Genomic DNA, 22961 nt, shown 5'->3' on the forward strand with positions numbered 1-22961 from the left:
CTTACTCTGCTACTGTATCTGTTTTTTTACTTTTCTTTAAAAGCGTCAAACCGATCAAGACAGCAAGTACAGCGACCACACCAGAAATAACTGCAATTTGTCCGCCCATATTTGCTAAGTTTCCTAAAAAGATCCCTGCAACACCGTAATCTGTATCTGAGAAAGTCGATCCTTGGAAACCAAGATCGCCCATAACTGGCATCAACAAGATTGGCATGAAACTAATGATGATCCCGTGGATAAATGAACCGATGACCGCTCCACGTACACCGCCAGTCGCATTTCCATAAACGCCTGCTGTCGCTCCGCAGAAGAAATGTGGCACTACGCCAGGAATGATCACTGTTGTTCCTGTGAAGACCATGATCACCAAACTTACCAAGCCACCAACAAAGCTTGTTAAAAAGCCAATCAAGACAGCATTCGGTGCATATGGAAATACGATTGGGCAATCCAATGCTGGAATTGAATTTGGCACTAATTTTTCAGAGATTCCTTTAAATGCAGGCACGATTTCTGCTAAGATCAAACGGACACCGGCTAAAATGACAAAAACACCTGCGGCAAATGAACCAGCTTGTTGTAAGGCATAAATAATATAATTCGTGCCATCGCTCAATGTGCTAGTGATATAGTCACTTCCAGCAAACAACGCAACGATCACATAAACGATCGCCATCGTAATCGTGATACTTACTGTTGAATCACGTAAGAAAGCTAAACCTTTAGGAAAGTTGATGTCTTCGGTTGATTTTTCTTTATTTCCCACATATTTACCGATCAACCCACTCAACGCATAACCGAAATTCCCTGTATGTCCTAAAGCAACAGAGTCATTTTTGGTGATTTGACGAGTGAAAGGCTGGGCAATTGCTGGGAAAATCGTATTACAAATCCCTAGTGCTAATCCACCAAATAAAACAAGACTAAAAGTGCTCATCCCTGTAACATTTAAAATAACTGCGATCATACATGCCATATATAGTGTGGCATGTCCTGTCAAATAGATATATTTGTAACGAGTGATTCTAGCGATCAAGATGTTGAATGCCATACCCGCTAACATAATAAGAGCAGTTAACGTTCCATAAGTCGTTAGCGCTAAAGCAACGATGGCTTCATTATTAGGAACAACCCCTTGCATGTTGAACGCTACTTGAAACATCTCTCCAAATGGCGCCAAAGAACTTTCGATGACCCCCGCACCAGCAGTGACAACAAGAAAACCTACAAATGTTTTGATTCCACCTTTAACAATCGTTGCAACGTCTTTTTTCTGCAACATATTCCCTAGTACCGCGATCAATGCAACTAAGATCGCTGGTGTACTTGCAATATCGATTAACACATCTAAAATACTACTCATTTATTTTTCCTCCCCCCAAAAAAATTGTTTATAGTAATCCCTTTTGTCTACATGTCTCAGCTACTTTTTCTTTCAATTCATCTAGATCGATGATACTCTCTAACACGACGATTTCGCCTAAATGCTGGGCACTATCTGCTAGGTCTCTCCCTACAAAAAAGACATCCGCCAATTCTGGTGCTGCACTTCCTAAATCGTAATGAGCGACTTCCACGCCATTCACGCCTAGATCACTTAATACTGAATTGATATTCATCTCCACCATAAAACTTGATCCTAATCCTGACCCACATACTGCTGCAAATTTCATTTTTCATCTTCCCCTTCTTTGATCACATTGATTATTTCTTCTACATCTTTTGCTTCGAGTAATAACGCTAAACGTTCTTTATTCGACAAAATTTTCGTCAAGCTAGCTAAAGCTTTCAAGTGCATCTCGTTGTCCACTGCGGCTAGGCAGATAAATAACTGGATCGGATGTTTTTCATCATCGTTCAACAAGACTGGATCGGCTACCTTCAATAAGGACATGCCGATTTCTTTGACCCCCTCTTCCGGTCGTGCATGAGGTAAAGCAATCCCTTGCCCAATATGGATAAAAGGCCCATGTTCATTGACCTTTTCGATCATTGCTCCCACATACTTTTCTTCAATTTTATTGGTCGCTAACAAAGGCTGTGCTGCTTCAGTGATAGCTTCTTGCCATGTCAGTTGTTCGTTCGTAAATTGGATCGTTTCTTTTGTTAATAATTCAGATAACATCGGCCGTTGATCTTCCCTTCTGTTTAATTCTTTATTAATTTTTCTTTCGACGATCTGTCGTAGTTTCGTCTTTGTCATTCCTTCTCTCAATTCGATATAAGGAAAAATCACTTCCAAAATCTCTTCGATTGAATGAACGCCTCTTCCTGAAGCATAAAATGCTTGTTGGACTTTTTTTACTAACTCATTTTTCTCTAAAGGTGTCATGATGGGTTTCACGACATAACTTGTCACCGGCGTTTTCAATGGGACACTGGAAAAGACCATATCAATATCTTCTGAAAAACGAAGCATCTGATATTCTTCTGTCGATCGTGCCGGCAAAAACTCGATTTGTGGAAACAACTCTTGTAATTCTGATTCCATGATCAAACCAGAACTGATGCCACTTGGACAAACGATCATCGCCTTTAATCGCTGATAATGGTGTCGCTCTTTTTGTTTTCTGATCTCTCCTCCAAACAGAATCGTAAAATAGCCGATTTCTGCGTCAGGGATCTCACCAACTAATTGTTTGAGCGGATAAAGGGCTAAACGAGTCAATTCGAATAATTCATGATATTGATTTTTGATTTCATCGATCAACACATTATTCAATGTGAATCGATAGCGGATACGAAAATATGCTGGGACAAGATGATAAAAGAAATTCATCAACAATTTCCGATAATCGACAAACCGTACCGCTGATAAACGTTCCATCTCGTGGATGATCTCTCTTGCACATTCCAATAGAAACTCCACAGAATGGTCTTCGATATCCCCTTGGATCACGGTCTTTAATAGCACAGTCATGTAACATTCTTCTTCTGCTTGGTTTTTGATCTGTCCAAAGTCTGTTAAAAATTTCTTGCTGGCTTGATAGACAGTCAAAGAAGTCAACATTTGCTTGTCTTTTTCAGTTAGAAAAACTTCTTTTTTGGTGATACGTGACAATAAGAAACTAATCAGATACAACATTTCCTCAAATCGACTAGGAACGATAACTAAATCGAATTCCTCTAAAATGCGAATCAGTCGATCTCTCACTACAACATAGTTCGTTCTTGAACTACCATAGATTCCCTCAAAAAGTAACCAGTGACCCGTCTTAGTATCTGTTAGTAGCTCAACAGAAGAAGAAGCGACACGTCGCAGTGCAAATTCATCACCGTCTAAGTAGAAGCCTTTTTTTCTCGAATAAAGCAAACGGATATGCTCCTCTTGAAGTTTGACTCTTAAATTCTTGACATCTTTCAAAACCGTATTCTTACTTACATTAAAGAATTCTTGAAAATAATATACGGATAGGTCCTCAACCATCGAGAATGCAAGAAGATAAATCATGGCTTGCCTTTCTTCTTCTGAAAAGTACAGCTCTTGCTTCGGTACTTCGAAAAGCACTTCTGACCATCGTCGTCTAATCCCTTCTGGAATCAGCAATTCGTCACCATTGACTCTTATTTTTTGCCCAAACGTTTTTTCAGAAAAAACATTGATCCTTGTTAATTCCTTTTTTAGTGTTTCTTCCTCCAACTTCGTTAGATCTATCAATTTCTGTAGATTTGTTTCTTCAAACAGATAACTCAAGCGGTAATTGATCATTCCCGTCCCCCCATTTCAACTATAGTACCTCTCTGTTGGAAACGCTATCACATTTCAGCGCAGTTTGATTCCTGACTTTCTATTTCGATGGACCGAACAGAATCAATCATGCGTGATTACGTTAAAAATAAAAACAAAAATGAAATTTCTCAAAAATATTTTCTTTGAAATAAGCAGTAGAATCCAAAGTAGTTTTTTCCTAATTTGGATTCCACTGCTTCTATTATCTAGACCTCTCTAGCATGACTCATTCAATCTCGTCGAATCAATTTCTGGTCGTTGATTTCATAAATTTGATCTGCCACTTGTTGAACAAAATACGGATCATGTGAAGTAAACAAAACAGTTCCGTGATATTGTTTTAAAAAATACGCTAAGGCATTCATTGTCCGTAAGTCGATAAAATTAGTTGGCTCATCTAAAATCAAAACATTCGAGGGCTTTGCAAATAGTACAGCCAAGGATAATCGTGTTGCTTCTCCTCCACTTAGCGCACAAACAGATCGATGGATCGTCTCTGATGAAAAAGCCAAATGATGAAGCATACTGCGGATCAAGCTTTCTGGATATTCCGTTTGACGTAGCAAATACTGCAAAACGCTCACATCCTCAACAAGGTGATAATCCATTTGTTCATAGACAGCAAAGATTACTTTAGGACTTACTTTGACCCCATTTTTTTGTTGCAAGATATGACGCAATAAACTAGATTTCCCACTCCCATTTGATCCAATAATGGCAATTTTTTTCCCTCGGTCAAAAGCAAAATCAACTTGATCAAGTAAGATTTTTTCTTCGTACCGGAGGGTCACGGATTCTCCTGCCACCGGAAATTTATTGTGTAGGACGGTCGTTTTAGATTGTGGAAAATCAATCGGACGGTCTTTCTGTACGCTTGCTACTTCCGTTAATTTTTCTAAACGTTTCTCGATTGATTTAGCCGCTCTCATTACACTTTTTTGGCTGCTCTCTTTTTGCTTGGTCCCTGACAAACGATCAGGTTTACGACTATTTTTATTACTCCTGCTTTTTTGATTAGCCGATTGCGCTAATTTTTTCGCTTGCTGCTCTTTTTTGATGATGCTGTTTTCTAACTTTTTTCGTTCTCTTAAATAGTCGTCATGCGCGTTTTCTTGCGCAATTGCTTCTTGCTCTTTTTGCTTGAGATAATCATCATAGTTGCCTTGATATTCTTTTATCGTCTGCTCCGATACTTCCCATATTTTGTCAGCCAACTCATTTAAAAATAAGCGGTCATGGCTCACGAAGATTAAGGTTCCATAATAATAACGGAGTTCCTCAATCAGCATTTGCACACTTCGTTGATCTAAATGAGTTGTCGGTTCATCTAGTAAAATACCTGGTGTATACGTAGATAATACTTGTGCCAAACGATATTTTGTTTCTTCTCCGCCACTAAAATGAGCAGTTTGATCGGGCACTTGGAAACGACTAAGCAATTCAAAATCGATTTCTGCGATTGGATTTTGCTCCAACGCTTCAATCTGCGCAAAATAGTGGAAATCCACCCTTCGATCCACTCTTCCTTTTTCAGCATCGATTTCTCCAGCTAACAGTTTAAGTAACGTGGATTTGCCACTGCCATTATCCCCAACGATACCGATCCGCGCATTTTCATAAATTGCTTGTTTTTTGATTGCTAAAATTTCTTTTCCATCATAACTAATCTCAATATCTTTTAATTTTACTGCTAATGCTTCCATTGTTTGCACTCCTTTTGTGCAAATGAACAGCTTTCTGACGGAAACACAAAAAAGAAGCAGCCTGTGAAAGACTACTTCTTCAAGAAATTTGTCCATACTAAAATAAGCATAGAAAAACAGCAAGGTTCCCGTGAATTGTCATTTACAAGTTGTTTTTAAACGATTCAATTAATTGTTTAAAAATACTTGATCCAAATAAAACAACCACATGTCACATCGCTCCTTTTCTCTAATATACTTTCAGTTTATCATGATTGAAACCGTTTGACAAACGATTTCAGGGCTGATGAAGTGTGTTAAGCAACAAGATCCTTAACTCCTCAATTGTTCAAATTTAAGGATTACGAGATGACCAACAAGGATTTGATCGCTTTTCGTTCATCCATCGCTTCATAAGCAGCTTGGATTTGATCTAACTCGAATTGTTGCGTAAAGACTTTTCCTGGTTCGATTTCATTTGATAAGACTGCTTCTAATAGTGAAGCTCGGTCGTGGGTCGTTACCGCAGCGATCCCTCCACGTAAGCCAATATTTCGATAGAACAAAGCATTCGTATCCAATTCATCTACATGAGGAACACCTACACGTCCAACTACCGCACCAGGGCGTCCGACTTTTACTGCCGTTTCAACCGCTTGTTGCGTGCCAACGCATTCTAACACTGCATCTGCGCCAGCCCCTGTCATTTTCATGACTTCAGCGATTGCTTCTTCCCCGCGAGCCGCAATGATATCTGTTGCCCCAAATGTCAAAGCTAGCTTTTGGCGGTCTTCGTGTCGACTCATCGCAATGATTCTTGATGCGCCTAACAATTTTGCGCCAATCACGCCACATAAACCTACAGCACCATCGCCGATCACAACGACCGTATCCCCTTCTTTCACCTCAGCACTCACTGCTGCATGATAGCCAGTCGCCATGACATCCGCCAACGTAACAAACGAATTTAACATGTCTTCAGAATAATCTTCTGGTTTTCCTGGGATCTTCACCAATCCCCAGTTCGCATTACGATAACGAATATATTCTGCCTGATAACCTGTTGAACCCGAAGTATCTGATAAACAGTCGCCATCAAACCCAGCTAAACAAGCCTCGCATTCCCCACAGCCATGAGTAAATGGCACAATGACAAAATCTCCTGGCTGAACATTTGTTACATCTTTCGCTACCTCTTCCACAACACCGATCGCTTCATGACCTGCTGAAGAACCTGCTTCTTTTTTAGAGATTCCCCGATACCACCATAGATCAGAACCACAGACACTCGCTCGTACCACACGAATGATGGCTTCGTTTTCTCGTTGCAACTCTGGCTTTGGAATTTCTTTAATGGCCATTTTCCCTGGCTCTAAAAATACTGTTGCTTTCATAGCTTCCACTCCTTCGATTGATTGCTTCTAGTATAGCCCCTTGAGTCAACTCCAAGTCAAATGAAAACAATTATAATCCTCTTATTACCAACCAGACGGGAGAAAATGTCTTCGCTTTTATGTATTCGCTATGGTATTATGGCCTTGAAAAAGAGCGTTGCGCCAACAACTCTCTCTTCAGATAACACCGTTTGACTGGTGGCTAGTTTGGTTATCTTGTCGCTGATTATCAGAACCAATGTTGCAAATGATAATGCAAACATCAATGCCTCAAACACAGACATGCTTATTCCTTTCCAGGAGAAAGCCATAGATCAACATAGGCATCACCTCTTTCTTAAAGGCTAGCCACCGCATAAACTATACTATCTTTGTCAGTATACTACAAACTGAAAATCCAAACCTTAATTTTTAGATTTTCATGTTATTTTTAATGATGCAAAAACGGAAAAGCCTGCGAGTTCCTCACTCCATACTTTTCCGTTTTTTGCTAAGATTAAAAAGAATGATTAATGATCAAATCAACAAAATCCCTCAGCTCAAGCTTTTTATAGCTTTTCCACTAATGCTTCTAATTCATTCAATCGTTGTTCAAACATAGCCATCGCATCTTCAATGTAAGCAGCTTCTGTCATATCGACACCCGCTTTTTTCATTACTTCTACTGGATAATCGCTATTTCCTGATTTTAGATAAGTTAGGTAAGCATCTAACGCACCTGGTTCTTTATCCCAGATTTTTTTCGCTAAAGCAGATGCCGCAGAGAAACCAGTTGAGTATTGATAGACATAATAATTATAGTAAAAATGAGGGATACGTGCCCACTCATATTTGATCTCCGGATCTTTCTCAACAGCTGGACCATAATATTTGGCATTTAATTCGCCATAGCTTTCACTTAGATATTCACTAGTCAAAGGTGTTCCTTTTGCATCTTCTTGATGCATGAAATGTTCAAACTCAGCAAATTGTGTTTGACGGAAAATCGTGCCTTTGAAGCCATCTAAATAATGATTCAACACATAGGCGCGGACACGAGGATCTTCTTCGGTCGCTAATAAATGTTCAGTCAAAATATTTTCATTTGTAGTTGAGGCAATCTCTGCTAAAAAGATTGAGTAATCACCGTAGACGAAAGGTTGATTCGAACGTGTGAAATAGCTGTGAACACTATGTCCCATCTCATGGACCAACGTGAATAATTGATCCAACGTGTCATGCCAGTTCATCAAGATGTATGGATTTGTATCATAGCTGCCAGAAGAATAAGCGCCACTGCGTTTTCCTTTATTTTCAACCACATCGATCCAACGGCTTGAAAAAGCTTCTTTGACAACCGCAAGATATTCTTCGCCCATTGGTGCAAGTGATTCAATCGCTTTTTCCACTGCTTCTTCATACGTGAATTTGATTGGCGCTTCACCTAATACTGGGGTATATAGATCGTACATGTGTAATGTATCTACGTCCAATAAACGTTTACGTAATTCCATATAACGATGCAATAGTGGCAAATGTTTGTTTACAACAGTCACCAATGTGTCATACACACTTTCAGGGATATGGTTATTACTCAATGATGCTTCTCTTGCAGAAGTGTAGTTACGTGCTTTTGCTTTGAAATTATGCCCTTTGATATGTGTGCCAAGCGTAGAAGCAAAGGTATTTCTAAATTGCTCATATACGCTGTATAGACCTTTAAATGCCGCTTCACGTACTTCACGATCGGTACTCTCTAATAGTTGACCATATACACCATGTGACAGCTGGATTTTTTCACCATTTTCACCAGTGATCGTTGGGAACTCTAAGTCAGCATTATTTAATACTGCAAACGTACTACTTGAGGCGCCAAAAATTTCTCCAGCTCCAGCAAGTAACGCTTCTTGGTCCGCTGATAAGACGTGTTTGCGGTTATCGACCATTTGTTTGACGTAATGACGATAAACCTCTAATTTTGGCTCTTCTTCAAAATAGCGCCAAATTTGCTCGTCAGAAAGTTGTAGTACTTCTGGCTCATACCAAGCAATCGCTTCACTGACTTTTGAAAGTAAGCTTCCTGCGCGTGCGTATAGTGCTTGATACGTTGTGTTTGTCGTATCTTGGTCATTTTTCAAATGGGAATAGACATAAATAAGCTCAACTTTACGATACATCGCTAAGACAAATTCAAGCGCATCCAAAAATGCTGTTGCGCCATTACCCAATGTACCTTTGTAATGCTCAGAATTTTTTAATTCTTCAGTCAATTCTTGGTATTTTTTATCAAATTCTTGATCACTTGAGAAGATCGGTGTTAGATCCCACGTCAATTTCTCAGGCAAATCTTCTCTTTTTGGTAACTTTGTTGTTTCGCTCATCTGTTCCACTCCTTTTGATCATCTTTGTAACCAGACTTATTTTCCTAGAAAATATCAGTTACTTTTTTATTTACTCTCTTGAGTTTATCATAACTCCTTAATGTTTTGTATAGAGAATTCTTCTCCTATTTTTCTACCAATCGTTTACATTCCTCATAAAATAAACGATAAATGTTTTCCTCCTCGATCAAAGGAAATAACCACTCGCTTTTATACTCCTTGATTTTTTGATACCATGTATTGAAATAACTTGTTGTTAAATCAGTCTTTTTACTTATAACCTGTGAAAACAACAGCCGATAAAAGAAGACTTGTTCAGTAAAAAAGAAAAAGAAATCACTTTCTTCGTAGATCCATGATTCAAGATAAAGCAAGTGCTTCTTTCTTAGGTAACATTGTTCTTGCACTGCTAATACTCTTTTGTTTTTGCGAAGAATTTGTTTTGCTAACCAGTCTTTTGTTTTCACTGAATGAGCGTTTGTTGCTTTTCGCAAAGATTCACTTCCTCGTTCTAACACCGTTAATAGATCCTTCTCAAAAAAGGCCCAAGAAAACCGTTCAAATCTGATCTTTCCCGATAAATCTGTAATGATCTGACTATATAAGTAAATCATCTGTGTGGACCAATCGATTTGCCAAAAATGAAGACCTCGTAAATGGTCGTAGTAACAGAACTTTTTTTCTGGAATCAACCGATCTTTCTTTTTGAAAAACTTCATTCCTAACAGCCACCAGACAATATAACCATTTGCTTGATAGTTGGTTGTCCGTTCAATCATTCGAGTATAGGATAGTTGCGAACATTGAATCTCAAACACATGATGTCCAGCTATAATGTCAGCTCGTTGTGCCAATGGTGATAAATAACCTTCCATCTCTACTCTTGGATAGCTTTTTTTTAACCAGCCAAAACATTGTTTTTTCAGATAAAGATGTTCTTCAGATTCTGCCTCACTGAACACTTGGCAGTTCGTTGGATCATGATGAGAAAAATGGGCGATTCTTTTCTTTCCTCTTTTTAAAAAGACTTGATTCCCACAACTTGGACAATAGTACTTGCGCTCTTTTCTCGCCTCAGTTGCTAAAAAAACAGAACCTTCTTTGTCTTTTGCAAGCAGCATCTACTCACTCCCTTTCACTGGGTAAATACGCAAGCCATTAAAATCATACTCATACTAGTAAGCAATTTTAGAAATGGTGCAAAAAAAATTGACATTAGAGCCACTCTACCCTCTAAACTATAAAAGTAGTCATCTAAATAAATTTAGTTGTATCTATTAATAGAGCGAGGGAGCAAAACATATGTTAGATAAACAAATATATAGAAAATTATTTTCGGAATCTTTTTCAATCCCTATAGAAGTAACCTATTGGGATGGCAGTAATGAGAGATACGGATCACCAACGACAGATTTAGCAGCATCAATTACTTTTAATGAAGAAATAGCTATCAAAGAAGTGATCAACAATGCATCGATTACTTTTGGAGAAGCATACATGAATAAGAAAATTGAAATAAATGGGAACATCCAAAAAATTATTGCTGATGCTTATCTTCAACAAAATAGCTTCTTGCGATCACGTAAATATATGAAATTCCTACCTAAATTAGCTAGACACACCAAAACACAGAATAAAAAGGATGTTGAACATCACTATGATTTAGGAAATGATTTTTATCGCTTATGGCTAGATCCCACATTGACTTATTCATGTGCATACTTCAAAAATCCTGAAGACTCACTAGAAACTGCTCAATTAAATAAAATTGGACGTATCTTAGATAAATTATTTATAAAAAAAGGGGATACCTTACTTGATATAGGATGTGGTTGGGGAACATTGATTCTTAAAGCAGCGAAGGAATACCATGTGAAATCAACTGGGGTTACATTGAGTAGCGAACAATATCACTATATTAAACAAAGGATAAAAGAAGAAAAATTAGAAGATAAATGTGAAGTGATTTTAGCAGATTATCGTGAACTAAAAGGGAAAAAATTTGATCATATAACAAGTGTCGGAATGATTGAACATGTTGGTCAAGACGGGTTGAATGAATACTTTATGAGTATTGATCAATTACTAGCAGAAAAGGGAACAGCACTTATCCATGGCATCAGCAGGCAACAAGGCGGAGCAACGAATGCTTGGTTGAACAAATACATCTTCCCGGGGGGATATGTTCCTGGGGTCGTAGAATTGGTTGATACAATCACTACAAATAATCTTCATGTTATTGATCTCGAAAGCTTGAGAAGAGATTATCAACTGACATTAGAACATTGGATAAGTAACTTCCATGCAGTCAAAAAAGAAGTGATTTCTATGAAGGGAGAAACTTTCTATCGGATGTGGGATCTATATCTACAAGCCAGTGCAGCCGGGTTTCAATCAAGTAATATTGATGTAGTGCAATATTTAATCGTAAAACCTGCTAATAACGAGATTCCCATGCGTCGTATATAGTTAATGGTACGTGTCTATTTACTTTGATCTCGTTTATAACATAGAAAATCCGGAAGAAAAGTTGTTTCACTTTTCTTCCGGATCTTTTTCGATTAAACGCTTCATTCATTATTGATAACGAATTATTTGGTCAAGCAGAGACTCTATATGTTTTTTGTCTCAGTCTCCACGATAAAGCCTACCTAGCAGTTCCAACTGTCGCTATGGTAACTTATCTTTGCTTTATTCAAAATAAAATTTCACACGTTCCAAAGCATTTCGTTCCATCAATTGTTGCCCATATTCATTCAATGCTTCAGCGGTTCGTGTACTTTTTTCGGCGAATTCTAAAATACGTGCAAATTGATTTTCAACGTCCGTTTGGTTTAGATTCTCCATCCAGAAGTGAACGACTAAATAATAGCGTCCATCTAATTGGTATAGATCTGTCCAAGCTGATTCTAACTGAACGTCATTCGCAAGCTGGATCACTTGTTCAAAGTCACTGAACACAAAGATTGCTCGTTGCTCACTTGCAGTAGTAGATTCTGTTAAGTCGCTTTCCTCTTCATTCGCAAGCATTTGCCCTTGAAGAAACTCACTAACATCTGCGCTATTCAATGTCGATTCATTGTTTTGGCCCAGCTCTTCGTCTGGCATGTTCTTACTGATAAACAGTTCTAGGCCATCTCCTTTTGGCAAAACTTGGAAAGTGACAGCTTCGCTACTTTGGAACTCCTCTTCAATATCCACTTCTTCTAAGATACTATAAAAAAAGTTTTCTATTTCTCTGTGGTTACCTAATAAATCTAAAAATGAGACACCTCGTTCTTCTAGGTCCTCATGACCGATCATCACACGAATCGTATTCTCATTGATATGTTCCATTTCCATTTGCTACACCTCACTTTTTCCCAACTATCCATATAGATTAATTGTAGCGAAATAAGAATAAATGTAAAGAAAAAATAATTAAGTCCTCAAAAAACACAATCTATTTTTAATAAAAAAAAACTTAGGAAGACTTCTTATCTTCCTAAGCTTGATCTGTGTTTTCTATAAGCCAGCCATTAGCTGGGCTTGACGTAATTCTAACTGACGAACATCTCGTGGTAAGAAACGACGAATTTCATCCTCATTAAAACCAACTTGTAGACGTTTGTTGTCGATCATGATTGGTCTACGTAACAATCCTGGGTTGTTTTGTACAAGTTCTAAAAGTTCTTGTAATGGTAACTCATCAAGATCCATGTTTAATTTTTGAAAAACTTTCGAACGTGTAGAAATAATTTCTTCTGTTCCGTCTTCCGTCATTTGTAAGATCGCTTTTAACTCAGAGCTATTAAGTGGTTCTGAAAAAATATTTCGCTCTACAAATGGAATCTGATGCTCTTGCAACCACGCACGAGCCTTTCTGCAGGAAGTACAACTTGGGGAAGTATATAGTGTTAACAACGTGCATCACTCCTTTTTGTGATTATAGCCACATTTTTGTAACAGAGGATCATGAAATTCCTCTATCTGTCCCTATTATACCTAATCAACATTTAAATAGCTAGCTTTTTTTAAAATTATTTTTTAAAAAAATGAAAGTTATCTAAGATAGATATACAGTTAAACCAAGGTTTCTCCTTTATTCGCAGTTAAAAAATTAGAGTTTTCAAATACTTTCACAATGTAAAATATATATATAACAGCATGTAAATCTGTACCAATCTTTTTTAAATCTCAAAAAATGAGAACGTTTTTTCTACATTAAATGTTTTTTATTTATTTTAATAACAAACAATTTAAAAAACTCAGAAAATATTGAAATTAAAAAAAAAGCTTATTTTAACGCTACAACAAAATCGTACGTACATAATCATTCGATCAAAAAGTCAAAAATCACTCGTTATCTTACACGTTAACGTTATTTTATATTTTACTAATTTTATTTTTTCTGTATTAAAAAAACAAGTTATCTTTTGTTTTGTTTATTTTTATAATTATAATCCATTTGATAAAGACGAAATGGATTTGTTGATTTCTTTATAATAAAATTAATTATTTTTAGTTAAAAAAACTAAAAACGATAAACCTTACTCTGTCAAGCAATTAGAAATATAGTAAGAAAAACCTTTAAATTTCAACGTTTTTACCGCCTTTTTTTTGATACAATAAGCGAGGATTTGTGAAAAGATAGAATATTGAAAGGCGTGTAATAATTTGATTAAATCAGTTGTATTTGATGTTGACGATACAATGTATGATCAGCAACAACCATTTAAGAATTCAGTCAAAAACGTAATACCACAAGTAACAGATGAAGATATGCATGACTTATATATCCGTTTCCGTCATCATAGTGACGAGAATTTCCCGAAAGTCATGGCTGGAGAATGGACACTTGATTATATGCGTGCACACCGGATCAGCCAATCATTGATCGATTTAGGTTATTCACCTATCCCAGATGACAAATGCCTCTTTTTCCAAGAAGTGTACGAAGAGGAGTTGGCGAATATCTGCCTTCACCCTGAAGTGAAAAAAACACTTGATTATCTTAAAGAAAATAATGTTCCATTAGGGATCATCACGAACGGCCCAACGGACCACCAAACCAAAAAATTAAATCAACTTCAATTAACAAATTGGATTCCTGCTGATTGCATGTTAGTTTCACAAGCAACTGGCTTTCAAAAACCAGAGAAAGAGATTTTCCAATTAGCGGAAAAAACGTTCAATATGTCACCAGATGAAACACTATACGTCGGTGATAATTACGAAAACGACGTGTTAGGCGCGAAGAGTGCCAATTGGCAGACCTTGTGGTTCAATCACCGGAAACGTTCAATCAATGAATGTCCAGTGTGTGATAGCGAGATCAATGAGTTCGATCAATTGCTACCAGCTATCAAAGTCGCTTTAGGCGAAGCTCAGCTTGTCTGATCAAAAAAGGATTCATCCCTTGAAACAATCATAAAACCAAGGTAGTCGGCTTCGCAGGTTTGCGAAGCTAACTCCCTTGGTTTATTTACAATCTATACTAATAATTGAGCAATAACTATCTTTGGCTTTTATTCGTCCGTTTCACCAATACTTAGAATCAAACGGATATCTTCTTCTGTCAGCTTCGTCAATTGTTCTTCATTTCCTTGGATCACTTTTTGGAATAATTCCCGTTTTTCTTGCTGTAAAGAATCCATCCGTTCCTCAATGGTCCCTTCGGCAATCATTCGCCAGACCTCAACGACATTTTTTTGCCCAATACGATGCGCTCTTCCCGCAGCTTGTTCTTCGATTGCTGGATTCCACCATAGATCATAAAGGATGACTGTATCTGCTCCCGTTAGATTCAATCCAGTGCCTCCGGCTTTGAGTGAAATCAGAAAGACGTCTTTTTCACCTGCATTAAAAGCATCGACCATCGTTAAACGGTCTTGTGCTTTTGTACTTCCTCGTAAATAGAATGTACTCAAACCTAAATCGGCTAATTCCTCTTGCAGTATCGTCAGCATCCCTGTAAATTGTGAGAACAAAAGGACACGACGGTTATTTTCTTTTGCCGCTAATAACAAATCTTTCACTTGTTCTAACTTACCTGATCCCCCTTGGTAGTCTTCGACAAATAAACGAGGGTCACAACAAATTTGACGTAACCGTGTCAATCCTGCTAAAATACCGATCCGATTCTTTTTGAATGACTCTGAATCCATCGCTGATACTTCTTCACGCATTTGTCTTAAATACGCAAGATACACTGTTTTTTGTTCTTCTGTTAATGCAGAATAAAGATTCATCTCTGTTTTTTCTGGCAAATCTTTGAGAACGGTTTGTTTATCTCTTCTTAAAACAAATGGACGGATCATTTGTGCGATTTCATCTGTTGTCAACTCTCTAAATCGTGTCCGATTCGGAAAGAAGCCTGGCATGATCGTAGCAAATAATGACCATAACTCTTCAAGACTATTTTCAATCGGTGTACCGCTCAAAGCAAATCGCTGAGGGATATGCAATTCTCTTAAAGCTTGGGCAGTCTTTGTACTGCTGTTTTTCACCATCTGCGCTTCATCCAACACTAAATAATTGATGGTCGATGCTTGATATTCAGCAAGATCTTGGCGTAAGCTCGCATAAGAAGTCACACGAATATCTACTTTTTCAGCTAACAAGGCTTCTCGTTCTTTCTTATTCCCATTGATCACTTGGACACTCAAGGTCGGAGCAAACTTCTTCACTTCCGCTTGCCAGTTATAGATCAAACTCGCCGGTGCGACGATCAAAGCAGCCAGTGAACCTTTTTCTTCCTTCTCTGAAAGTAGAAAAGCAATTGTCTGTAAAGTTTTCCCTAGACCCATTTCATCGGCTAAAATACCACCAAATTGATAATGCCCTAACATTTTCAACCATTGAAACCCTTGTTTTTGATAATCTCTAAGCTCTGCTTGCAAATTTTTCGGCAAAGCGGCTTCGTAATTCGTAGGATCGATCAAGTCACGGGTCATTTGTTGAAAAGAGTCACCAAAGCTGGCATTACTCCCAGAAAATTGTTCTTTGATCAGCAATCCTTGATTTTTAGGCACTTGGATGATGCCATCTTCTGAACGGATCGTTTCTCTAAACTGTTGCAATATTTTGCTCGTTTGTTGGAACTCTTCTGAATCAAACGATAGCACTTGCCCACTTTCTAACGTGTAAAACGCATCATTTCGTAGCAAGCTCTGCAAGACACTGTCGATTTCATGCTCATTGATACCCGTCACATCAAAACGGATATCTAGCCAGGAGCCTGTTTCTTCTACTTCGATCTGTGGTTGATGTTTTTGCGCATCTAGATATAATTCGCGTAATTTTTTACCTATACGCACTTCGCCAAATTGACGAAAAACAGCTAGTTCTGTCCGGAAAAATAAATACAATGCTTCGCCTTCGGGTAATGGACGTTCATACCCGGTCTGATTTTTCCGATAACGATACATGCGGAACAAATCAAGGACGCGCTGTTCTTGCGCTGTGTCTCTTAATATCTCGGTGGTTTGCTCAGCGTGTGTTTCATGGCGTTCATCCGTCGAGAACACAACGTCGCCATATACAAAGTCGATTCTTGCTTGGATCTTTCCTTTCATTTTTTTGAAAACAAAGACAAACTCCACTGGGATATCAGCGATTTCGGCTGTCACTTCTTCTGCGATGTCAACTGTCCCTATTTGATTTAGCAGCGGTAAAATTTCTTTGAATAAAGAAGACAGTTCTTTTTTTCGAAAGGCAACTTCTGGCTCTTCAAATCGTTTCATCAGCTGTTTCCAAGTTAAGTAGACTGCCTGTTGTTGTTTCGTCAAATGGTAAAAGGTCCCTTGCCTGATTCCCCACTGATAGTGAGACAAGAACAAATCAAAGTCACTCACAGCAGTCAATTGATACTGCTTGTCAATTTTTTTGACTTGAAAACTTAGCGGTTTAGTCTCTTCAGAAAATTGGATGCCATGGTAATTTTGATCGTTGAGCTGTAATTGCAACCGTGTGGATTGATTCATTCGCTCTAACAAAGATTTCGATTGATCGATTGGCAAAAGCAAGTAGCGTTTGTCCAATTTTCCTTTTACCAAGACCCCATTTGCCCCTAATAGTGTTTGGGTTTGGGCAATACCCGCCAGTAGATCCATTAGTCGTTGATCTTCTTGTTGGAAGACGCGGCGTTCTAAACGAAATTGGTATTGCTTATTGACGGTATAGGTATCCCCTTCTGCATAAGCCTGTAGAAACTCATAAATATTTTTTACGATATATGTTTTCTTCGGCGTTTCTAAAAAGCCGATACGTAGATACACCGCTAAAATCGAAAGTTCTGGATGGTATTGATTGGTTTCGATCTGCTCGACATGATAATCGATCACTAAAGGTTGCAAAGCTTTCGTAGAACTTTTCCCTTTTAGTCGGGCAAATCCTTTTGTCAATAATTCTCCTTCACTCGTTTTCTTCGTCGGTTCGATCATTTTTTGATCTTTCTGCATGATGCGAGACAGTTGTTTTGATCGTAAATACAACTCTACTGCAACAGTGTGCTTGCAATAATGATGCTCTTCCCAGTAAGGGCATTGACAGTAGTCGATTTCTTTTGCCGTGCCATCTAAATCGACTAAATACAGCTCACTACCTAAAACCTCTGCATGCCACACATGTTCTTCTGGATCTGGGACAACCGATAACACACGGTCTTCTTGCAAATATTGACGCCCTCTTGCAATGACTTTTTCCGGAATACTCCATTTCATTTGTTATCAATCTCCCTTCTTAACCAAAATGATAGCGTATCTCGCTTTGTCCACTACCTTTTGTATCAATTCGTATTTGTTGTAAGACTCGTTCTTTCAACTCACGTACATGGCTGATGATCCCAATCATCCTGCCTTCACTTTCAACTGTTTCTAATGCTTCCATGGCCATTTCTAACGCTTCTTCATCGAGAGAACCAAAACCTTCATCAATAAACAAAGCTTCGATCGTGATACCACCGGCCTGTGCTTGGATGACTTCTGCTAAAGCTAAGGCTAAAGACAACGCTGCAATGAAACTTTCTCCGCCAGATAATGTATGCGATCCTCGAGTCGTTCCTGCTTCGTCATCGTACACATTGATCTCTAAACCAGTCTTCCCACGGTAGCTACCTACTTCTTCATCTAGCTCAAACTGGTAACGGCTTTTTGTCAATCGCATCAGATGTTCATTTGCTACTTGTAACACTTCTTGTAAGTAAACTTGTAAGACATAGCGTTCAATACTCGTTTTTTTAGGATTTTCCCCATTCATCGTCTGTGATAATTGTTGCAACTCAACCAACTCATCTAATTGTTCCTGACTATTTTGATAAGATGTCGTATATTCTACCATCACTCTTTGATTATTCCGATGTTCTTGTTGTAAGTGATAAATCAGTTGTTGCTGTTCTTCAATCGCTTGTTTGATTTTTTCGATTTGTTCACTCAAAACAGTTAGATCTTGGGGATTTTCATCGAAGGTCACATGTTGCAATTGTTCCAAACGAGTAGAAAGCACTAATTGCTTTGTTTGATACTCCTTGATCATTGTTTTCGCATGTTCGTAAGTAGCTGTGTCCTCTAACAATGCGGCTACTGCTTCTTGTGAAGAAAAATCACTATGTTGTTCCAAGAAACCAGTGATTTTGCGTTGTTCTTTTTCAAATTGAGCAGTTGTCTTTGCAATTTGTTCGGTCAACGTGTCGATTTTAGTTGTCAAAATTGCTGATTCTTGTTGAAGTTTCTCCCCTTGTGCGAGCTGACCTTCCAAGTCTTTCTTATTTACGACTACCTGTTCAACTAATTGATCTGCTTCTTTCGCTAAAGTATCGATGTTCTCTGTTCCTAATTGTTGCCTCAATCCTGCAAGTTCACCTTGGATTCGTTGGATTTTTTCATTATGGCGAGTTTGCTGGGCTTTCACTTGCTCGCTTTTTTCCTGATTGCTTGCAAGCTCTTCCACAATCGTCACTTGCGCTTCTTCTGCTTCTTTGATTTTCTGTAAACGATCCTTGAGATTTTTTTCGATTTCTGCAAACGCACGAGCAATATCCTCTTTTGCATCAATTTGAAAGATTGCTTTTAATTCTGTACTTAAATAAACGGCTTGTTGCTCCAACTGTTGACTCGTTTCCAATTGTTGCTGCTTCAAACGAGCAAGCTGTTGCTTCATTTCTTCGATTTCCGCTTCTTTTCGACCAATTTCTTGGTGCGTTTTTTCAATCGCTTTTTCTGCTCGCGTCATATTTTCTTCAAGCACAACGATGTTTTCTTCAACGGAATCATGATGATCCGGTGTCAAAGGATGCTCTGTGGCACCACAAACCGGACATGGTTCACCGGGCACTAGCAGTGTTTGTAAATAAGCAATTTGGGACTTTGCCCAATCACTTTTACATTGCTTGAATTCTTGTGTCTGTTGCTCTAATAATTTTTGACTTGCTAATAATTGCTCTGTAGCTTGTTCCAATTGTTGATGATTTTGTCCTAGCTCTTTCTCGAGTTGTTCGAGACGTTGCTGTTGTTCACAGTACCGCTCCTCTTCTAAACGTAAACGTTCATAGGCTAACTGTTCTTCTTGTAATTTCCCTTGTGTAGCCAAGATCGTTTGACTCTCTTGTTGTTTTTCTTGGAGGATCAATTGCTCTGTTGCCAACTGTTGGGTCTGTTGCTGTAAGTCACTAAACGCTTTTTCTAATTCCGAAAGCGCCGATTGTTTTTCTCTAAAAGCATCGGCAACTGGGATCAATCGTTGTTTATCTTGGAGCGCTTGGCTCATTTTCGCTATTTTTTGTTCGAGATTTTCTCGTGTCTCTTGCTGTTCCTGCCAGTTCTGTAAAGCACTTGCCACTTCATTGAAACGTGTCGTCAGTTGTTGCTTTTCCTCATTTTGTTCCGCAAGTGATCCTTGGTACTCTTCGCTACGTTCAAGTGGCATCCGCAATTCTTGAGCAAGTTCATAACGCGTCAGCCATCTTTGTTTCTCCTCGATCATTAGCTGTTGTTCATTGAGTTCTTGCTGTTCTCCTAACAGTTTTTGCTTTTCTTCATACGCAGATTGTTGATTTTTCCCATGGTAATAATCTGTTTCGCTGATTTTTTGTTCTTCTTTCAGTTGCTCGAGCACTTCTTGCTCTGTGGCAATCTTTGTTGCAATTTGGGCTTGTTGCTCTTCCCACTCATTGATGACTGTTTCAAAAGAGTGTAAGCCAGCCTCTTGCTGCTCATCATGGGAACTAAATTGCCTTTGCAATAAGACTAATTCTTGTTCCAAATGATCCAGTTCTTTTTGCTTGTTCTTGGCCTTTTCTTTCAATTGTTCGTTGAATCGTTGAAAAAATTGTGTGCCAAACAAGTTCCGTAAAACTGTTTCTTTTTCACTACTAGAGGAAATCAAGAAATTTCGGAATTCTCCTTGCGGCAATAAAACGATTTGTGCAAACTGTTTCGCATCTAAGTTCAATAATTCTTTAATTTCTTGATCCACTTCGCTGCGTTTTGTTAGTTGTCGGATCTCTTTTCCTTTTTCATCAAAAATCGTCAAACTAACTTTTGCTGCCTGTTTTCTCATTCCCTCGCCTTTGCGTTTCGCTAACAGCTGTTCTGGCTTACGCTCGATTTCATAACGTAACTGTTGATGTTCAAACGAAAAAAGGACGATCGTTTCATCTTCTGGTGTCGCAAACAACGACCGCATCTCTTTACCTGAACGCAGTCTTCCCGATGTTTCCCCAAAAAGTGCATAAGTCATGCCATCAAAAATCGTTGTTTTCCCTGCTCCGGTTTTTCCTGTGATCAAAAACAAGGAAGCTTGGGTCAATTTTGAGAAATCAATCGTTTCATTGATAAAAGGGCCAAAATTTTTCAATCGTAACGTCTGTGGTTTCATGCTTGATCATTCCGTTTCTGTGAGTTCTTGCAACGTTTCTTCTAACCAACTCATCTGTTGTTCTGTCATCGGCTCGTCGACCATTTCGGTGAAGAACGTTTCCGCGAGTTTTTTTGGCTGTTTGATTTCAAGTGTCTGTCGTTTGTTCGTGGAACGATGACGACCATTCACACGTTCGACACCCAGTATTCGTGGATAGATCGCTCGTAGTTGATTCATCATATTGGGAATAACTGCGCGATCTTTTAAATAAATCTGCAAATAATTTTCGCGGTTGATCGTATGGTAAAAAGTGGGGTCTAATAATTCTTTAAAACTGGCAGTCACTTCCGCAATATCATATAAAGGCGTGATTTCTTGAAAATCTAAAACCAATTCGTCAGTGAGATCAACGATCCAAACGCCTTTTTTCTGATTGATCTCTGAAAGTGAGAATTTAAGTGGCGAACCACTATATCTGGCATTGTCTTGTTGCAAAGCTGCTTGATTGTGTAAATGTCCCAATGCGACATAATCAAAAGGAGCTAATAATCCACCTGGAATCGCATCTAAACCGCCCACCTCGATTTTTGTTTCTGAATCCGACTTCTTGCTGCCAGTTACAAAAAAGTGACTGACCAACACCTGTTTTTTCTCAGGGTCAAACGCACCTTGCATCCGCTCAATCACTTTTTCCATCGCTTGTTGGATCGTCCGGATCGTATCATCCTCAAAATAACTTCTAGCGGAGATTGGTTCAAAATAAGGCAATAAGAAAAATTGAGTGTTTTGATACTCAATGGGTTCAAAAGCTTCAGCAAAACGTGTTTGTAAAAAAAATTTCGTTTGACTGAACCACTCTGTTCCAGCAGATAACCGTACGCTGCTGTCATGGTTTCCTGAGATGGCAAAAATCGGGAATTTCTCGTTCAAGTTCCAATCGATCATCAAACGATTGAAGATCTCTACTGCTTCTACAGCTGGAATACTTCGATCATATAGATCACCTGCAATGACGATCGCATCCACTTTTTCTCTTTTGGCAATCGCTAAAATCTCAGATAATGCATGTTCTTGCTCTTTCAGTAAATCGTAGCCCTGCAATTTCTTTCCTATATGCCAATCTGCTGTATGTAAAAAACGCATCTCATCACCTCAAAAAAATATCCTTCTAACTATTATAACACTTCCCCCAAGGACATGACAGCTAGAATCATTTGGAAAAAGAGCATTTTATAACAAAAAAGCGATAAAGAAGCGGTGTCTTAGACGTCCCGTTTCTCTTATCGCTTTCATCTTCATTTATTCTGATTCGTTCTTTTTAATGATTTCATATTTGAAATCAGGGTTTACTTCCTTGTCTAATTGATCAAACGCCGCTTGGGTACGTCGCTCGATTTCCGCCATCCCTTCCTTGTCAGTTTTTTTGATGTCTGACAAGTCGATCGGTTCACCAAAACGAACAATCACACGTTTTCGTTTGAATAGATCACCCAACGTTAGTGGCCCTTGGTACACTGCAGGGACGATTTTTACTTTTGCCATTTTGGCAATCAACGCCATTCCGCCTTTTAATTCAGTCGCATGTCTTGTTCCACTTGGAAACATGATCAATCCCAGATCTGTGGACTTCAAAATCTTGACTGGCGTCTTGATCACACTTGGTCCAGGATTTTCTCTCTTAACTGGGAACGCATTTGAACGGGTCAAGATAAATCGCAGCACAGGATTTTTGAACAGTTCCTCTTTTGCCATAAAACTAAATGATTTAGGTGATGCAGCCACAGCCAGATACAATGGATCCCACCAAGTACGGTGTGGGGCAACGAGTATGTAATTCTCGTCTTTAGGTAAGACTTCTTTATTCTCATAGCGGGCATTGCCGTTGATAACAGCTAAGATCACTTTAACGACCCCGCGCATAAATCGATAAAACATAACCTCTTCCTTTCTTTGGTTC

General features: G+C 38.6%; 15 protein-coding genes. 2 read left to right on the forward strand and 13 right to left on the reverse strand.

Annotation, left to right across the window (positions count from 1 at the left end; genetic code table 11):
- Position 1: 1 nt before the first annotated feature.
- The 7 genes from DOK79_RS03545 to DOK79_RS03575 form a co-directional block, all read right to left on the reverse strand.
- Complete coding sequence (locus DOK79_RS03545; protein ID WP_206854910.1) at positions 2–1366, reverse strand: PTS ascorbate transporter subunit IIC; 1365 nt, start codon at positions 1364–1366, stop codon at positions 2–4.
- 28 nt (positions 1367–1394) lie between these two features.
- Positions 1395–1676: a PTS sugar transporter subunit IIB gene (locus DOK79_RS03550; protein ID WP_206854913.1), complete on the reverse strand. Its 282-nt coding sequence runs from the start codon at positions 1674–1676 to the stop codon at positions 1395–1397.
- Positions 1673–3712: a BglG family transcription antiterminator gene (locus DOK79_RS03555; RefSeq protein WP_206854917.1), complete on the reverse strand. Its 2040-nt coding sequence runs from the start codon at positions 3710–3712 to the stop codon at positions 1673–1675. Before DOK79_RS03555 ends, DOK79_RS03550 begins: the two co-directional genes overlap by 4 nt.
- Before the next feature lie 251 nt (positions 3713–3963).
- Positions 3964–5436: a ribosomal protection-like ABC-F family protein gene (gene abc-f / locus DOK79_RS03560; protein WP_206854919.1), complete on the reverse strand. Its 1473-nt coding sequence runs from the start codon at positions 5434–5436 to the stop codon at positions 3964–3966.
- A 341-nt stretch (positions 5437–5777) separates the two neighbouring features.
- Positions 5778–6809, reverse strand: a complete 1032-nt coding sequence (locus DOK79_RS03565) for a zinc-dependent alcohol dehydrogenase family protein (protein ID WP_206854922.1) — start codon at positions 6807–6809, stop codon at positions 5778–5780.
- Positions 6810–7357: 548 nt separating this feature from the next.
- Positions 7358–9169: an oligoendopeptidase F gene (gene pepF / locus DOK79_RS03570; RefSeq protein ID WP_206854925.1), complete on the reverse strand. Its 1812-nt coding sequence runs from the start codon at positions 9167–9169 to the stop codon at positions 7358–7360.
- A gap of 125 nt (positions 9170–9294) precedes the next feature.
- The gene (locus tag DOK79_RS03575; RefSeq protein ID WP_206854928.1) at positions 9295–10290 is read right to left on the reverse strand and encodes a competence protein CoiA; all 996 of its coding nucleotides are present in this window, start codon (positions 10288–10290) and stop codon (positions 9295–9297) included.
- A 181-nt stretch (positions 10291–10471) separates the two neighbouring features.
- On the opposite strand from DOK79_RS03575, the gene DOK79_RS03580 reads away from it, so the two are divergent.
- On the forward strand, positions 10472–11638 hold the full coding sequence (locus DOK79_RS03580) for an SAM-dependent methyltransferase (protein WP_206854930.1): 1167 nt from the start codon (positions 10472–10474) through the stop codon (positions 11636–11638).
- Between the two features lie 222 nt (positions 11639–11860).
- Here the strand turns inward: DOK79_RS03580 and DOK79_RS03585 are convergent, their stop codons facing one another.
- Positions 11861–12511, reverse strand: a complete 651-nt coding sequence (locus DOK79_RS03585; protein WP_206854932.1) for an adaptor protein MecA — start codon at positions 12509–12511, stop codon at positions 11861–11863.
- Positions 12512–12673: 162 nt separating this feature from the next.
- Positions 12674–13072, reverse strand: coding sequence for a transcriptional regulator SpxA (spxA, locus tag DOK79_RS03590; RefSeq protein ID WP_019723016.1), 399 nt, complete (start codon positions 13070–13072; stop codon positions 12674–12676).
- Positions 13073–13825: 753 nt separating this feature from the next.
- On the opposite strand from spxA, the gene DOK79_RS03595 reads away from it, so the two are divergent.
- A complete protein-coding gene (locus DOK79_RS03595; RefSeq protein ID WP_206854934.1) occupies positions 13826–14548 on the forward strand; it encodes an HAD family hydrolase in 723 nt (240 codons plus the stop codon).
- Positions 14549–14676: 128 nt separating this feature from the next.
- On the opposite strand, the gene DOK79_RS03600 is transcribed toward DOK79_RS03595, so the two are convergent.
- The 4 genes from DOK79_RS03600 to DOK79_RS03615 form a co-directional block, all read right to left on the reverse strand.
- Complete coding sequence (locus tag DOK79_RS03600) at positions 14677–17871, reverse strand: DEAD/DEAH box helicase (protein WP_206854936.1); 3195 nt, start codon at positions 17869–17871, stop codon at positions 14677–14679.
- A gap of 19 nt (positions 17872–17890) precedes the next feature.
- A complete protein-coding gene (locus tag DOK79_RS03605) occupies positions 17891–21022 on the reverse strand; it encodes an AAA family ATPase (RefSeq protein WP_206854937.1) in 3132 nt (1043 codons plus the stop codon).
- Between the two features lie 6 nt (positions 21023–21028).
- On the reverse strand, positions 21029–22147 hold the full coding sequence (locus DOK79_RS03610) for an exonuclease SbcCD subunit D (protein ID WP_206854939.1): 1119 nt from the start codon (positions 22145–22147) through the stop codon (positions 21029–21031).
- Positions 22148–22303: 156 nt separating this feature from the next.
- Positions 22304–22939 carry a lysophospholipid acyltransferase family protein gene (locus tag DOK79_RS03615; protein WP_206854941.1) on the reverse strand — a complete coding sequence of 212 codons (636 nt, stop codon included), beginning with the start codon at positions 22937–22939 and terminating at the stop codon, positions 22304–22306.
- Positions 22940–22961 lie beyond the last annotated feature (22 nt).

The organism is Enterococcus sp. DIV1094 (assembly GCF_017316305.2).
Lineage (GTDB): Bacteria > Bacillota > Bacilli > Lactobacillales > Enterococcaceae > Enterococcus_B > Enterococcus_B mangumiae.

Bases quoted from the DNA above. Each gene is read 5' to 3' on its own strand.
- DOK79_RS03600 (WP_206854936.1), bottom strand. From the start codon at position 17,871: ATGAAATGGAGTATTCCGGAAAAAGTCATTGCAAGAGGGCGTCAATAT.
- DOK79_RS03565 (WP_206854922.1), bottom strand. From the start codon at position 6,809: ATGAAAGCAACAGTATTTTTAGAGCCAGGGAAAATGGCCATTAAAGAA.
- DOK79_RS03545 (WP_206854910.1), bottom strand. From the start codon at position 1,366: ATGAGTAGTATTTTAGATGTGTTAATCGATATTGCAAGTACACCAGCG.
- DOK79_RS03555 (WP_206854917.1), bottom strand. From the start codon at position 3,712: ATGATCAATTACCGCTTGAGTTATCTGTTTGAAGAAACAAATCTACAG.
- DOK79_RS03605 (WP_206854937.1), bottom strand. From the start codon at position 21,022: ATGAAACCACAGACGTTACGATTGAAAAATTTTGGCCCTTTTATCAAT.
- DOK79_RS03615 (WP_206854941.1), bottom strand. From the start codon at position 22,939: ATGTTTTATCGATTTATGCGCGGGGTCGTTAAAGTGATCTTAGCTGTT.
- DOK79_RS03585 (WP_206854932.1), bottom strand. From the start codon at position 12,511: ATGGAAATGGAACATATCAATGAGAATACGATTCGTGTGATGATCGGT.
- DOK79_RS03550 (WP_206854913.1), bottom strand. From the start codon at position 1,676: ATGAAATTTGCAGCAGTATGTGGGTCAGGATTAGGATCAAGTTTTATG.
- DOK79_RS03580 (WP_206854930.1), top strand. From the start codon at position 10,472: ATGTTAGATAAACAAATATATAGAAAATTATTTTCGGAATCTTTTTCA.
- abc-f (WP_206854919.1), bottom strand. From the start codon at position 5,436: ATGGAAGCATTAGCAGTAAAATTAAAAGATATTGAGATTAGTTATGAT.
- pepF (WP_206854925.1), bottom strand. From the start codon at position 9,169: ATGAGCGAAACAACAAAGTTACCAAAAAGAGAAGATTTGCCTGAGAAA.
- DOK79_RS03610 (WP_206854939.1), bottom strand. From the start codon at position 22,147: ATGCGTTTTTTACATACAGCAGATTGGCATATAGGAAAGAAATTGCAG.
- DOK79_RS03575 (WP_206854928.1), bottom strand. From the start codon at position 10,290: ATGCTGCTTGCAAAAGACAAAGAAGGTTCTGTTTTTTTAGCAACTGAG.